Genomic DNA, 14,294 nt, shown 5'->3' with positions numbered 1-14,294 from the left:
GATACCGAGAGCAGGAAGAACATGGCGGAGCTTACGATCTCCTCCGATGAGATCCGTAGCGCGATTGCGAACTACACCTCAAGCACTTCCGCGGAGGCCTCCCGTGAGGAGGTCGGCGTGGTTACGATGGCAGCGGACGGCATTGCCCAGGTTTCTGGTATGCCCTCCGTGATGACCAACGAACTGCTTGAGTTCCCCGGCGGCGTCATCGGAGTCGCACAGAACCTCGAGACCGATTCGATCGGCGTCGTGGTGCTGGGCAACTACGAGTCGCTGAAGGAAGGCGACGAAGTCAAGCGGACCGGCGATGTCCTGTCCGTGCCGGTCGGCGAGAACTTCCTCGGCCGGGTCATCAATCCCCTGGGTCAGCCCATCGACGGTCGCGGGGACATCGAGTCCACCGAGACCCGCGCCCTGGAGCTGCAGGCACCGTCGGTGCTGCAGCGCCAGCCGGTGCACGAGCCGATGCAGACCGGCATCAAGGCCATCGATGCCATGACCCCGATCGGCCGTGGTCAGCGTCAGCTGATCATCGGTGACCGTAAGACGGGCAAGACCTCCGTCTGCATCGACACCATCCTGAACCAGCGTGAGAACTGGGAGTCCGGGGATCCGACGAAGCAGGTGCGCTGCATCTACGTCGCGATCGGCCAGAAGGGCTCGACCATCGCCTCGCTGCGTCAGACCCTGGAGGAGCAGGGTGCCCTGGACTACACGACCATCGTGGCAGCCCCGGCCTCCGACTCCGCCGGTTTCAAGTGGCTCGCACCGTTCGCCGGCGCGGCCCTGGGTCAGCAGTGGATGTACGAGGGCAAGCACGTCCTCATCATCTTCGACGACCTGACCAAGCAGGCTGAGGCCTACCGAGCCATCTCCCTGCTGCTGCGCCGTCCGCCGGGCCGCGAAGCCTACCCGGGCGACGTCTTCTACCTGCACTCCCGGCTGCTGGAGCGTGCGGCGAAGCTGTCCGACGAGGAGGGCGCCGGCTCGATGACCGCACTGCCGATCATCGAGACCAAGGCCAATGACGTCGGAGCGTTCATCCCCACCAACGTCATCTCCATCACCGACGGCCAGGTCTTCCTGGAGTCCGACCTGTTCAACCAGGGCGTCCGTCCGGCGATCAACGTCGGTGTCTCCGTCTCGCGTGTGGGTGGCGACGCCCAGACCAAGGGCATGAAGAAGGTCGCAGGTAACCTGCGACTGGACCTCGCCGCCTACCGCGACCTGGAGGCCTTCGCAGCCTTCGCGTCCGATCTGGACGAGTACTCCAAGGCCCAGCTGGAGCGTGGCGAGCGTCTCGTCGAGCTGTTGAAGCAGCGCGAGACCGAGCCGCAGGCTGTCGAGGACCAGATGGTCTCCATCTTCCTGGCTGGCGAGGGCGAGTTCGATACGGTCCCCGTCGAGGACATCCGTCGGTTCGAGGCTGAGCTGTGGGAGTACCTGCACGCCAACAACGCCGACGTCTACGAGCAGATCAACGGCGGCACCCCGCTGTCGGACGACTCGAAGAAGACCCTCGTGTCCGCCACCGGCGAGTTCAAGCGCGGTTTCCAGTCCACTGACGGAACCCCGGTCATCAACGAGCCCGAGGCTCAGGCGCTGGCCGACGAAGATCTCGATCAGTCCCAGATCACCGTCTCCCGCAAGAAGTAGGCGCGGGTAACTAAGACGATGACTGCACAGACCGAGTACACAGAAGAAGGGAGGTAGCAGCGATGGCAACACTTCGCGAACTGAGGGGTCGGATCAAGTCCGTCAACTCGACGAAGAAGATCACGAAGGCCCAGGAGCTCATCGCGACCTCCAAGATCACCAAGGCGCAGGCTCGCGTGGACGCGTCCCAGCCGTACGCCGACGAGATCACTCGGGTCATTCAGCGTCTCGCATCAGCATCCTCACTGGATCATCCGATGCTGGACGTGGAGGCGGAAGCCAAGCGTGCGGCTATCCTCGTCATCACGAGTGACCGCGGCATGTGCGGTGGCTACAACCACAACGTGCTGAAGAAGACCGCCGAGCTGCGCAAGCGCCTCGAGGGAGAAGGCAAGGACGTCGTCCTCTACGTCGCCGGCTCCAAGGGTGTGACGTTCTACAGCTTCCGTGGTGACGACGTCGCCGGATCCTGGACAGGTTTCTCCCAGGATCCCGTCTACTCCGCAACGCACGATCTTCGCCGTCATCTCATCGAGGGCTTCACGGCCGGCGATGAGGGCACGGTGCAGTGGCGCGACGGACTGAATGCCCCCGAGAACACCGAGGTCGCGGGCTTCGGTGAACTGCACGTTGTCTACACGAAGTTCGAGTCGATGCTGACGCAGACGCCGCAGGCGATCCGCATGCTGCCGATTGCGACCCAGATGGACGACGAACCGCTCAACATCGGCGAGGACATGCTGTCTGACGGCGACGATGCGGTGTCCGCCGAGGTCGACTTCGAGCCGGACCCGGATTCGCTCCTGAAGGCGCTGCTGCCGCAGTACGTCTCCCGGAGCATCTTCGCGCTGATGCTGGAAGCTGCCGCAAGTGAGTCCGCTGCTCGACGTACCGCAATGTCCGCTGCGACGGACAACGCCACCGCGCTGGTCAACGACCTTTCCCGTGTCGCCAACCAGCTGCGTCAGGCAAAGATCACCCAGGAAATCTCAGAGATCGTCGGTGGCGTGAACGCGCTCGCCGACAGCGGAGAAAGTGACTAACTATGACTACAGCTACTGAGGTGCAGCGCGACAGCGCGGCATCGACTGCTGCCGGTCGCGTGGTCCGAGTCATCGGACCGGTCGTCGACGTGGAGTTCCCGCGTGGCGCGCTGCCGGCACTGTACAACGCACTTGAGGTGGAGGTGACTCTGGAGGCGGTGGCCAAGACCATCGTCCTGGAGGTCGCCCAGCACCTCGGTGACAACATCGTCCGTGGTGTCTCCATGGCCCCGACCGACGGACTCGTCCGTGGGGCAGAGGTCACCGACACCGGTCGTCCGATCTCCGTCCCCGTCGGCGACGTCGTCAAGGGCCACGTGTTCAACGCCCTCGGTGACTGCCTCGACGAGCCGGGTCTCGGCCGCGACGGCGAGCAGTGGGGTATCCACCGTGAGGCCCCGAGCTTCGACCAGCTCGAAGGTCGTACCGAGCTCATGGAGACCGGCATCAAGGTCATCGACCTGCTGACCCCGTACGTCAAGGGCGGCAAGATCGGCCTGTTCGGCGGTGCCGGTGTGGGCAAGACCGTGCTCATCCAGGAGATGATCACCCGTATCGCCCGCGAGTTCTCCGGTACCTCCGTGTTCGCCGGCGTCGGCGAGCGTACCCGTGAGGGCACCGACCTCCGCCTCGAGATGGAAGAGATGGGAGTCCTCCAGGACACCGCCCTTGTCTTCGGTCAGATGGATGAGCCTCCGGGAGTCCGTATGCGCGTGGCGCTGTCGGGCCTGACCATGGCGGAGTACTTCCGCGATGTTCAGAACCAGGACGTGCTGCTGTTCATCGACAACATCTTCCGTTTCACCCAGGCCGGTTCCGAGGTCTCCACGCTGCTGGGGCGTATGCCCTCCGCAGTGGGTTACCAGCCGACCCTGGCAGACGAGATGGGTGTGCTCCAGGAGCGAATCACCTCGACCAAGGGCCGTTCGATCACGTCTCTGCAGGCCGTCTACGTGCCTGCCGACGACTACACCGACCCGGCACCGGCGACGACCTTCGCTCACCTGGACGCGACGACCGAGCTCAACCGTGCCATCGCCTCGAAGGGTATCTACCCTGCGGTGGACCCGCTGACCTCGACCTCGCGCATCCTGGAGCCCGGCATCGTCGGTGACCGCCACTACGCTGTCGCACAGCGCGTGATCGGTATCCTGCAGAAGAACAAGGAACTGCAGGACATCATCGCCATCCTGGGTATGGACGAGCTGTCTGAAGAGGACAAGATCACCGTCCAGCGTGCCCGCCGTATCGAGCGCTTCCTGGGCCAGAACTTCTTCGTCGCCCAGAAGTTCACCGACATCCCCGGTTCCTTCGTGCCCCTCGAGGACACGATCGACGCTTTCGAGCGCATCTGCGACGGCGAGTTCGACGCCTACCCGGAGCAGTGCTTCGACGGTCTGGGTGGACTCGACGACGTCGAGGCCGCCTACAAGAAGCTCACCGAGAAGTAAGGGGTCACGCACATGGCTGAGATTGCCGCAGAACTGGTGGCCGTGGAGCGGATGCTGTGGTCGGGTCAGGCCACGTCCGTCACCGCACAGACCACCGAGGGCGAGATCGGCGTGCTGCCCGGCCACGAGCCGTTGCTCGGCCAGTTGGTCGAGAACGGTGTCGTGGTCATCCGGACCACTGAGGGCGAGACTCTCGTCGCCGCGGTACAGGGCGGTTTCCTGTCCGTGTCGACGGGGAAGATCACCATCCTCGCCGACTCCGCACTGTGGGCCCACGAGGTCGACACCGCTGACGCCGAGGCACGCGAGCGTGACGCCTCGACCGAGGAGGAGCGGGAGCTGGCACAGTCCGAACTTCGCGCCGTGAAGCGTCTGCAGGAGAGCTGACAGCCGCCACACCTGCCGCCGGGCCGGTCACCTCACTGAGGGTGACCGGCCCGGCGTTCGTCATGGGCTGTGACGGCTGTGACGGCTGTGACGGCTATGACGACTGTGGCGAAGTCCCGTTCTCTTTTGGTGCTGCCCCCGGCCGGCGGTAACATCGTCGGAAAGTTCGGAGGCGCAATTCCCCCGACGGACGACTACCGTCGGAGGATGACGACCGAGAAGGGGCGTACCTGGTGCTGTTGAACATTCTGATCACCGTCGTGGTGATCGTGCTCGTCTGCGGAGCAGTTATCGCAGGCGCGCGATTCCTCACCCTCCGCAGCCGGGGAATCCCCGTGGTGGTCAGAAGCCTTCCGAATCCGGACGGCAGGCACTGGCGCCACGGGGTTCTTGTATACGGGAGTGGGATCGCCAGGGTGTACAAGCTCCGGTCGGTCCGCCCCGAGTCGGATCTGCAGCTGAGCCGCCACCATACGGAGATCACGGACCGGCGCCCCATCACCCGCCGGGAAGCGGCGTTCCTCGAGTCAGAACTGCACGTGATGACCTTGCTCGACGGCCAGAAAACCTGGGAGGTCGCCCTCGACGACGCCGGGGACACCGCCCTGGTCTCCTGGTTGGAGTCAGCGCCGTCGGAACGGATGGTGCGGTCGGACATGCGGATGGCGCGGAAACGCGGGATCCGTTAGCTGTTCCGGGAGGGCAGCAGGGGCGGGGTGCTGCCGTCGGGACCGGCGGCTGATGGGGTAGCCTGTTCTGCATGCGTTTGGTCATCTGCCGCTGCTCCGTCGACTACGAGGGACGTCTGGCGGCCCATCTCCCCGAAGCCGACCGTCTGGTCATGGTCAAGGCAGACGGGTCCGTGAGCATCCACGCCGATGACCGGGCCTACAAGCCTCTCAACTGGATGACGCCGCCCTGTGCGCTGACAGTTGTGGAGTCCGACGACGTGCCCGCCGACATGGCGGAGCAGGGCGTCCAGTCTGTGTGGACCGTGGAGAATCCCAAGAAGGAGCGCCTCACCATCCGCCTCTGGAAGGTGTACTCCGACACGTCGCACGAACTGGGGGAGGATCCGGGTCTGGTCAAGGACGGCGTCGAGTCCCACCTGCAGGAGCTGCTGGCAGAACAGATCGACATCCTCGGGGAGGGGTACACCCTCGTCCGTCGGGAATACCCCACCGCAATCGGCCCGATTGACATCCTGTCGCGCGACGCCGACGGAAAGACCGTCGCGGTCGAGATCAAACGCAGGGGTGGCATTGACGGGGTCGAGCAACTCTCCCGGTACGTCGACCTGCTGAACCGTGACGAGCTCCTGGCACCGGTACAGGGAGTGTTTGCGGCGCAGGAGATCAAGCCCCAGGCGAAGACTCTCGCGGAGGACCGCGGATTCCGGTGCGTGACCCTGGACTACCAGGCGATGCGTGGTGTGGAATCCGACGAACTCCGTCTGTTCTGAGAGCGGGCACGGGGCGATGCCGAGGCGAAACAGGAGACAGGGGAGCCCGGAGCGCGACATGCGCCGGGACGGGGCGTCGTATCTCGGGACACGGCGCGAGGACGCGCCGTCCTGGGCCGGTGGCCCGTCCGGGTGGGCTGAATCGTATCTGGTGCGGCGTATCGGGTCTCAGTCGGCGGTGAAGTACTACGTGTGCCCGGGCTGTAACCAGAACATCCCGCCTGGGCTCGCACACATCGTCGCCTGGCCGGATTCACACCGTGGGGGCGACGACCGCCGGCACTGGCACACCGGGTGCTGGGAGCGGCGTCGGACCGGTCGGCGCTAAGATGGGGCGCCATGACGACACCGAATAATCCGGGACACCATCAGCAGGGCGGCCCCGCGACACCGAACCGTTTCGCGGCAGGTGCCGTGGACCTCGGCGCCGTGAAGGAGGCGGCGGACCAGCGTCAGCGGGCGGCTGAGCGGTCCAGGGAAGAAGCCGAGAGCGGGGTACGCATCGCGCGCAGTGCGACGATCACCCCCGAGACCTTTGAACAGGACCTCGTTGTCCGCTCGACACAGGTGGCGGTGATTCTCCTCCTGGGAAGCCAGCGCGCGGAGGGGTGCGCGGACATGGCCGCGGAGTTCACCCGCCTCGCCGAAGCCCAGGATTCCTCCGGGGAGCCGGTCCAGTGGGTCTTCCGCGAGGTCGACGTCGACTCGACGCCGGAGATCGCCCAGGCACTGCAGGTACAGGCGGTGCCTACGGTACTGGCGCTGGCCGGTGGCCGCCCGCTGACCAACTTCGAGGGGGTCCAGCCGGCGGAACAGATCGCCCAGTTCGTCGCCGCCGTGGTCCGCGCCGTCGACGGAAGGTTGCCGGGGCTTCCCGAACAACCGGGTGCCGGCGAGGACGCGGACACGGCAGGGGCTGACGGCAGCGACGGCAGTGGCGGCGATACCGGTGCCGGGGACAACGGCGACCCCCGCTTCGACGAAGCGGCCTCACTACTCGATGAGGAGGACTTTTCGGGGGCCACCGCTGTGTACGACAGCATTATCGCTGACAGCGCGGCAGAGCCGGAGACCGTTGCGGAAGCCCGGGCTGCGAGGGTGACGGCCGTTCTCCTGGAACGCTCGGCGTCCGGCGCCTCCGACGAGATCGACGACCTGTTGCTGGCTGGCGCGCGCGAGGAGGCGTTCGACACGCTCATCGAGCGCATCAGGACCAGTGAGGGGGAGGACCGTGACGCCGCGCGTTCGCGGCTCCTGGAGATCTTCTCCATGTACGACACTGCTGACCCTGAGGTCATCGCCGCGCGGACCCGGATGGCCTCCGCGCTGTTCTGAGCGCCGGACAACAGGGTCGTCGGCGACGGGGACCCCTGATCTGCCACCCGCGGTGCGGATAGGGCACGATGGGAAGGGTGAATGACACCATCATCTCGACTCCCGCCACCGCCGATGCCCTGGATGAGGACCTTGTCCTGGACCTTCGCGACGTCGCCATGGTCCGCAACGGACGACATGTCCTTCATCCGGTGACATGGCAGGTCGAGGTCGATGAACGGTGGATTCTCATCGGCCCCAACGGTGCCGGGAAGACGTCACTGCTGACGATCGCCGGCGCGCGCCAGTACCCGTCCTCCGGCACAGCGCGGATTGTGGGGGAGACGCTGGGGAAGACCGACGTCCGGGAACTCCGGACCGCTGTGGGGATGTCCTCGGCTGCGGTCGCGCACCAGGTCCCCGGGGACGAGAAAGTCATCGACCTCGTCATCTCCGCCGGCTATGACGTGATGGGGCGGTGGCGTGAGAGGTACGACCGGGGAGATGAACTCCGTGCCATGGAGATCCTCGAGCAGATGGGTGCGGTCCACCTCGGCGAGCAGAGGTGGGAGACACTCAGTGAAGGCGAGCGTAAACGGGTCCTGATTGCCCGGGCGCTGATGACCGACCCTGAACTCCTGTTGCTCGATGAGCCGGGGGCAGGTCTTGATCTGGGGGGACGCGAGGACCTGGTCGTGATGCTCGGCGAACTGGCGGCGGACCCGGACGCACCGGCGACGGTGATGGTCACCCACCACGTCGAGGAGATCCCCCCGGGATTCACCCACGGTATGATCCTCGATGAAGGGCGTGTGGTGGCCCAGGGGCTGCTCGAGGACGTGATGACCTCAGAGAACCTGACACGCGCGTACCACCAGCCGATCTCACTGACCGTCGACGACGGTCGGTACTTCGCCCGACGGACGAGGAACGCCGGTAGCCACCGCGCACGGTAGCGACCGTCATCGCCGGGAAACTGACCGGAAACTGAGACGACGTGAGAAGGCTATGGTGGAGGACATGGTGGACGGCAGCGTGAACAGCGGAAACCGCGCAGGAGATGACGGTGCCACTGCAGCAGACTCTGCAGTGGTGCCTGCCCGGCACGCCTCGACACTGATGCTCCTGAGAGACACCCTCAGTGGCCCCGAGGTCTATGTGCAGGAGCGCGCGAGCACGATGCGCTTCTGCGCTGAAATGACGGTGTTTCCCGGCGGGGGAGTGGATGCCAGGGACATGCCCGGGGATGTCGACGGCGATGGACACGCTTCACCGGAGATCGGCTGGCAGGGGCCGTCGACCCGGTGGTGGTCCGAGCGTCTGGGGACCACACCGGATCTCGCCCGTGCCCTGGTGTGTGCGGCGGTGCGCGAGACATTCGAGGAGACCGGGACCCTGTTGGCAGGTTATGCCGGAGAGTCCGCGGGGAACGGCAGTGGTCCGGTGCGGGACACGACCCCTTATCTGCCGTTTCGCCAGGAGCTGGAGAATCACCGGCTCGCGTTCTCCGATTTCCTGAGCATGCACGACCTGGTTCTCCGTGGAGACCTGCTGCGTCCGTGGGCGAACTGGGTGACCCCCGAATCCCAGCCCATCCGGTACGACACCGCGTTCTTCGTCGCCGCGATGCCCGAAGGCCAGGAAGCCTACGGTGACACCCGTGAAGCGACGTCCACCGGATGGTTCCGTCCGGCGACGCTTCTGGACGGCTGGCGTAACCGGAAAATCAACCTGATGCCTCCGACCTGGGCACAGCTCAAGATGCTCGACACATTCCGGAGTGTCGACGAGGTCCTGGACTTCGCCGAGACACTGCGGGTCGACCCGGTCCGCAGCGAGCCCGTCGACGAACCGTATATGGCCGAGTACTACCTGCTGGAGACCCGGATGTACGGCTACCCGGAACGGGTGTTCGCTCCCGGGATGAAGTTCGCCGTCGATCCGGAGGACCTGCCTCCGTCCCCGTTCTCGTGACGTACACCGTCGACGAGGTCCACTGGCTCGCCCGGAATCCTCACGCCGTGGCAGACGCCGAGCAACTCGAACTGTCGACGTCGAGCACGGTGCGGGACACCACCTGGCTCAGGGACCGTTACGGCGACAAGGCGAGGGCGCTCAGTGAGCTGGTGACGGCACGCCGCGCCGCCCGGCGGGGCGGGAAGGTCCCCGACGACTGGTTGGTCTGCGGGGAATCAGTCCAGCAGGCGACGCCGGCCGTTGTCGCTGCAGAACGTGCGGATTTTCTCGCCGAGGTCCTGGGCGGCGGTTCAGGCAGAGACGGTGCAGGACCGGTCGTCGCGGATGTGACCTGTTCAGTCGGGACAGAACTGCTCCACCTGTCCCGGCGGTTCGGCACCGTGCTGGGCGCCGACCTGGATCCTGCACGGTTGCTGATGGCGCAGTACAACCTTGAGACGTCCGGAATCCCTGCAGCGCACGTCGGCCTCGTCCGTGCGGATGCGGTGGTGCCGGCGTTCGCGCCGGGACGCGTGGACGTCGTGGTGGCGGATCCCGCACGCCGGACCTCCCGTGGTCGGATCCGCGACCCGAAGGACCTGCTTCCGCCGCTTCCCGACCTGTTGTCGGCACATGCGGGAGCCTCTCTGGCGGTGAAATGCGCCCCGGGCATCGATTACAGTGGCTGGGAGGGCCAGGTCGACGTCGTCAGTGTCGACGGTGGAGTGAAGGAGGCGTGTCTCTACACCCCGGACCTGGCCCGGCACGACCGTCGTGCAGTGGTTCTCCGCAAGGGGGTACGACGGGTACTGACGTCGGACGATCCGGAGTCGGAGGCCGTTGGTGCCCTTGGACGGTACATCCTCGACCCCGACGGGGCGGTGGTTCGTGCCGGGCTGGTGCGCCAGTACGCCGCGGTGATCGGGTGGTGGCGGATCGACCCGCACATCGCCTACCTCAGCGGGGATTCCCTCGACGCATTCGGGGACGGTACGGCCGTGCCGGGGCAGCGCATCTTCGAGGTGGTGGACCAGGTTCCGCTGAAACGGCTGAAATCAGCTCTCGCGTCGCTGGATTGCGTACGTCTGGAGATCCTCGTGCGGGGTGTGGATGTGGACCCGGATGCGCTGCGCCGCAAGATGAAGCTGAAACGGGGGCGCGGGGGGCGGGAGCTGACCGTGGTCGTCGCGCGGGTCGGTGACACGGCGACAGCCGTCATCGCGGAGGAACTACACCTGCGGGGGTAGTGATATAAAAATGATTTTCGACGTACTCTTGCGTATCTGTGCAGGTGGCGACGTTTCCTCCGTGACGTGGCCCCGACGGGATTTTCTATGTGGGGTACATCACGGTGATTCGCAGGTAGACTTCTGACCGAAGAAAAGCACCCCAAGCAGGAAGGCCTATGAATGTCGAACATCGTGGTTCTGGTCAAGCAGGTGCCGGACACCTATTCCGAGCGCAAGCTGACTGATGACGACTTCACCCTCGATCGTGAGAACGCTGACGCGGTCCTCGACGAGATCAACGAGAACGCCGTGGAAGCTGCACTCCAGCTCAAGGAAGCTGGTGGCGACCGCAACGTCGTCGTGCTTTCCGTCGGTCCCGCCAGCGCCAAGGACGCGCTGCGTAAGGCACTGTCCCTCGGTGCGGACGAGGCCATCCTCGTCACGGACGACGCCCTGGCAGGCTCCGATGCCCTCGGTACCGCCTGGACCCTGTCGAACGCGCTCAACCTCGTTGACGACATCGAGCTGATCATCGCGGGTAACGCGTCGACCGACGGTGTCGCGGGCGCGGTTCCCGGCCTGCTCAGCGAGTACCGCCAGATCCCGGCCCTGACGCATCTGCGCACTCTCGAGGTCACCGACGACAAGGTGTCGGGCGAGAGGGTCACGGAGGACGGCGTCTACACCGTGGAGGCACCGAAGCCGGCCATCGTCTCCGTCACGGAGAAGGCCAACACCCCGCGCTTCGCTGTCTTCAAGGGCATCATGGCAGCCAAGAAGAAGAAGATCCGCGAGGTCAGCCTGGGTGACATCGGTGTCGCCGCGGAGAACGTCGGCCTGGCGGCCGCGTCCACCTCCGTGACGAACGCCGCCCCGAAGCCGGAGAAGACCGCGGGCGAGATCATCACGGACGAGGGCGACGGCGGCAACAAGCTGGTCGAGTACCTCGTGTCGAAGAAGCTCGTCTAGTTCACCCCCGATTCCCCAGAACGAATCTGTCGAAAGGACATTCACAACCATGACCAACGTCCTGGTACTTGTCGAGCACACACAGGGTGAACTGAAGAACTCCACCCTCGAGCTCATCACCGCAGCACGCGCGTTCGGAACTGTCGGTGCCGTCGTTGTCGGCGCCCCGGGCACCGCAGAGAAGCTGCAGTCCGGTCTGGCTGCCGGTGGCGCCGAGACCATCTACGCCGCAGAGTCGGAGGACGCCGAGAAGTACGTCGTCACCCCTTCCGTCGACGCAGTCTCGGGCCTCGCAGCCCAGCTGCAGGTCCCGGTGGTCATCGCCGCCGGTGCAGCCGGTAACGAAATCGCCGGCCGCGTGGGTGCCCGCGTCGCTTCCGGCGTGCTCTACGACCAGATCGAGATCCACGCCGACCGCTCCGCCACCGGTTCCATTTTCGGCGGCGACTTCACCGTCGAGTCGACCGCCGGCGGTGCATCCCCGGTGTACACTCTGCGTGCCGGTGCGGTTGACCCGGAGCCGCAGGCGGCATCCGGTACCGTCCAGCCCGTCGAGCTGCCCGCCGCCGGCCCGACCGCCGTGACCGTCACCTCCTTCTCCCCGGCGGAGAAGGCTGACCGTCCCGAGCTCACCGAGGCGAAGATCGTCGTCTCCGGTGGCCGCGGTGTCGCTGGGCCGGAGGGCTTCCGCGATGTCGTCGAGCCGCTGGCCGACGTTCTGGGCGCAGCGGTCGGTGCCTCGCGCGCAGCCGTCGACGCCGACTACTACCCGGGCAAGTTCCAGGTCGGACAGACGGGTAAGACCGTCTCGCCGAACCTGTACCTCGCCCTCGGGATCTCCGGCGCGATCCAGCACAAGGCCGGTATGCAGACCTCCAAGACCATCGTCGCCGTGAACAAGGACGACGAGGCCGGCATCTTCGAGATCGCCGATTTCGGTGTCGTCGGAGACCTCTTCAAGGTCGCCCCGCAGGCGACCGAGGCTCTCAAGGCTCGCGGCTAGGAGTACCTTCCCGCAGACACCTGCCGGTGTCGGCGTCGGTGCTGCCGAGTAGACTCTGCGGTGAACCGGTGAGGTGAACCGTGCACGGCACAACGAGGACCCGCACTCATCGAGTGCGGGTCCTCGTCGCGTTTCCGGAAGTTCCGGGCGGTGCCCCACCACGCCACTTCACGCCCACCACGAAGGACAGAATGTCGTGACCACCCTCTTCGTCATCATGTTCCTGATGCTCGGCACCGTTCTGACGGTAGGGGTCGGCGACCGGATCGGCCTTCCGTGGCCGGTCCTGCTGCTCCTCGTGACCACGGCGGTGATGTTCATCCCGGGCACTCCCACGGTGTGGATTGAACCGGAACTGATTCTCCCTCTGTTCCTTCCTCCGCTGCTGTGGGCACTGGCACGCAGGACCTCGTGGGGCATGTTCCGTGACCAGTGGCGGACGATCCTCAGCCTGTCGGTGGGACTGGTGTTCATCACCGTCGCCGTCGTCACCGGCGTGACCATGCTGATCATCCCGGGGGTCGGTCTGGTGGCCGCCATGGCCCTCGCGGCCGCTGTTGCTCCACCGGATCCTGTCGCCGTCGAAGCAGTGGCGGAACCGGCCGGTATCCCCCGCAGGATCATCGGGTCGCTGCAGTCGGAGGGGCTGTTCAACGACGCGGCGTCCCTGGTGATCTTCAGCGCGGCGATCACCGCAGCCGAGTTCAACGACGACATCCACTGGTTCGAGGCCGGTGGCACGTTCATCTACAGCGCGGTGGTTGCGGTCATCCTCGGATGGCTTGTCGGACGGGGATCGGCGTTGGTACTCGGGTGGCTCGATTCCCCGGTCGCCGGTAACGCATTCACCTGGGTCCTGCCTTTCATGGTGTATCTCGCGGCCGAGGAGATCCACGTCTCCGGCGTGATCGCCGTTGTCGTCGCTGCGGTGGAACTGACGTCCCGCGCGGACGCGACGGCGGCGGACTCCAGGTTGACGGGATCGGCCTTCTGGGAGGTCACCGAGCTTCTGGTCACCGGTCTCGCCTTCGGGCTGATGGGCATGAACGTCCGTGACGCGATCATCGACGACGAGACCGACCACCTCAACCCCGTCTGGTGGGGCCTGGTGATCTCTGCGGTGCTGATCCTGGTGCGGTTCCTCTGGATGTTCTGGCTGCTGCGGGCCAACCGGACCAGGCGGGGTCGCTACCGGGCGCCGATCCGCTTCACCGACGTCATCCTGCTCAGCTGGTCCGGGATGAGGGGACTGGTGACATTCGCGTTGGTGCTGTCGTTGAATCCGGTGGATTTCCCGTTGCGTGACGAGTTCACCATCGTCGCCTTCGTCGTGCTTCTGTGCACGATGGTGATTCCGGGGCTCACTCTGCCGGCATTGACGTCCTACCTGCGTACGCGCCACGGGCTGCAGGACCTGGACGACAAGCTGACGGAGGAGGCGCTCGATGAGGCGTACCGGGCCGCACTGGACGTTGTCCGCAAGCAGATGAGCGAGGGGCTCTCACCGGAGCAGGCGGCGCGGATCGAGGAACGCCTCGGTCTCGTACGCTCGGCGTCGAACCTGGACGACAGCTCCGACGACAGTGCCGACGATGCCCCGGATGAGACAGGGGCCTCGGAAGCCGAGATCCTCCGCAGGCGCCGCGCCCGTAGTCAGGCGCTGGGGCGCAAAGCGCTCGAGGTCAGGCGTGAGGCGATGTTCGCAGCCCAACGCAGCCTGGCCGCCTCGAAGTCGCGACGGGGCGTGGACCCCGAAGCGATCGGGGAGAAGATGCGCGAGCTCGACCGCCGCCTCCTCGCTTTCCCTGATGAGAAGTGATCGGC

Annotated in this window: 14 protein-coding genes; all 14 read left to right on the top strand. The window is 65.8% G+C overall.

From position 1 onward, the window contains the following. Nucleotides 1–21 precede the first annotated feature (21 nt). The 14 genes from atpA (at nucleotide 22) to FS507_RS03950 (ending at nucleotide 14,289) form a co-directional block, all read left to right on the top strand. On the top strand, nucleotides 22–1,656 hold the full coding sequence (gene atpA, locus FS507_RS04015; protein ID WP_145941641.1) for a F0F1 ATP synthase subunit alpha: 1,635 nt from the start codon (nucleotides 22–24) through the stop codon (nucleotides 1,654–1,656). A gap of 62 nt (nucleotides 1,657–1,718) precedes the next feature. Continuing rightward, nucleotides 1,719–2,699, top strand: a complete 981-nt coding sequence (locus FS507_RS04010; protein ID WP_145941528.1) for a F0F1 ATP synthase subunit gamma — start codon at nucleotides 1,719–1,721, stop codon at nucleotides 2,697–2,699. 2 nt (nucleotides 2,700–2,701) lie between these two features. Further along, entirely contained in the window at nucleotides 2,702–4,150 is a 1,449-nt protein-coding gene (gene atpD / locus FS507_RS04005) for a F0F1 ATP synthase subunit beta (protein WP_075813162.1), read from the top strand. A gap of 12 nt (nucleotides 4,151–4,162) precedes the next feature. Next, nucleotides 4,163–4,537 (top strand): F0F1 ATP synthase subunit epsilon, encoded by a 375-nt coding sequence (locus FS507_RS04000; protein WP_145941527.1) that lies wholly within the window; start codon nucleotides 4,163–4,165, stop codon nucleotides 4,535–4,537. A gap of 233 nt (nucleotides 4,538–4,770) precedes the next feature. Beyond that, the gene (locus tag FS507_RS03995; protein ID WP_260853155.1) at nucleotides 4,771–5,226 is read left to right on the top strand and encodes a DUF2550 domain-containing protein; all 456 of its coding nucleotides are present in this window, start codon (nucleotides 4,771–4,773) and stop codon (nucleotides 5,224–5,226) included. Between the two features lie 71 nt (nucleotides 5,227–5,297). Further along, nucleotides 5,298–5,999: an endonuclease NucS gene (gene nucS / locus FS507_RS03990; RefSeq protein WP_145941526.1), complete on the top strand. Its 702-nt coding sequence runs from the start codon at nucleotides 5,298–5,300 to the stop codon at nucleotides 5,997–5,999. 16 nt (nucleotides 6,000–6,015) lie between these two features. Continuing rightward, complete coding sequence (locus FS507_RS03985; RefSeq protein ID WP_145941525.1) at nucleotides 6,016–6,327, top strand: hypothetical protein; 312 nt, start codon at nucleotides 6,016–6,018, stop codon at nucleotides 6,325–6,327. Nucleotides 6,328–6,338: 11 nt separating this feature from the next. Beyond that, complete coding sequence (locus FS507_RS03980; RefSeq protein ID WP_145941524.1) at nucleotides 6,339–7,334, top strand: tetratricopeptide repeat protein; 996 nt, start codon at nucleotides 6,339–6,341, stop codon at nucleotides 7,332–7,334. A gap of 68 nt (nucleotides 7,335–7,402) precedes the next feature. Further along, nucleotides 7,403–8,269: an ABC transporter ATP-binding protein gene (locus FS507_RS03975; protein WP_186314541.1), complete on the top strand. Its 867-nt coding sequence runs from the start codon at nucleotides 7,403–7,405 to the stop codon at nucleotides 8,267–8,269. A gap of 163 nt (nucleotides 8,270–8,432) precedes the next feature. Further along, a complete protein-coding gene (locus FS507_RS03970; protein ID WP_145941639.1) occupies nucleotides 8,433–9,287 on the top strand; it encodes an NUDIX hydrolase in 855 nt (284 codons plus the stop codon). After that, the gene (locus FS507_RS03965; protein WP_145941522.1) at nucleotides 9,284–10,516 is read left to right on the top strand and encodes a THUMP-like domain-containing protein; all 1,233 of its coding nucleotides are present in this window, start codon (nucleotides 9,284–9,286) and stop codon (nucleotides 10,514–10,516) included. The genes FS507_RS03970 and FS507_RS03965 overlap by 4 nt, the downstream gene beginning before the upstream one ends. Nucleotides 10,517–10,678: 162 nt before the next feature. Next, a complete protein-coding gene (locus FS507_RS03960) occupies nucleotides 10,679–11,467 on the top strand; it encodes an electron transfer flavoprotein subunit beta/FixA family protein (RefSeq protein WP_075813148.1) in 789 nt (262 codons plus the stop codon). A 49-nt stretch (nucleotides 11,468–11,516) separates the two neighbouring features. Then, on the top strand, nucleotides 11,517–12,470 hold the full coding sequence (locus tag FS507_RS03955) for an electron transfer flavoprotein subunit alpha/FixB family protein (RefSeq protein ID WP_145941521.1): 954 nt from the start codon (nucleotides 11,517–11,519) through the stop codon (nucleotides 12,468–12,470). 196 nt (nucleotides 12,471–12,666) lie between these two features. Further along, nucleotides 12,667–14,289, top strand: a complete 1,623-nt coding sequence (locus FS507_RS03950; protein WP_145941520.1) for a cation:proton antiporter — start codon at nucleotides 12,667–12,669, stop codon at nucleotides 14,287–14,289. Nucleotides 14,290–14,294: the final 5 nt, after the last annotated feature.

Origin of the sequence: Corynebacterium glyciniphilum AJ 3170, from assembly GCF_007673095.1 — a bacterium.
GTDB lineage: Bacteria > Actinomycetota > Actinomycetes > Mycobacteriales > Mycobacteriaceae > Corynebacterium.
The sequence above is the reverse complement of the archived record's forward strand: the minus strand, read 5'-3'. Positions and strand labels throughout refer to the sequence as shown.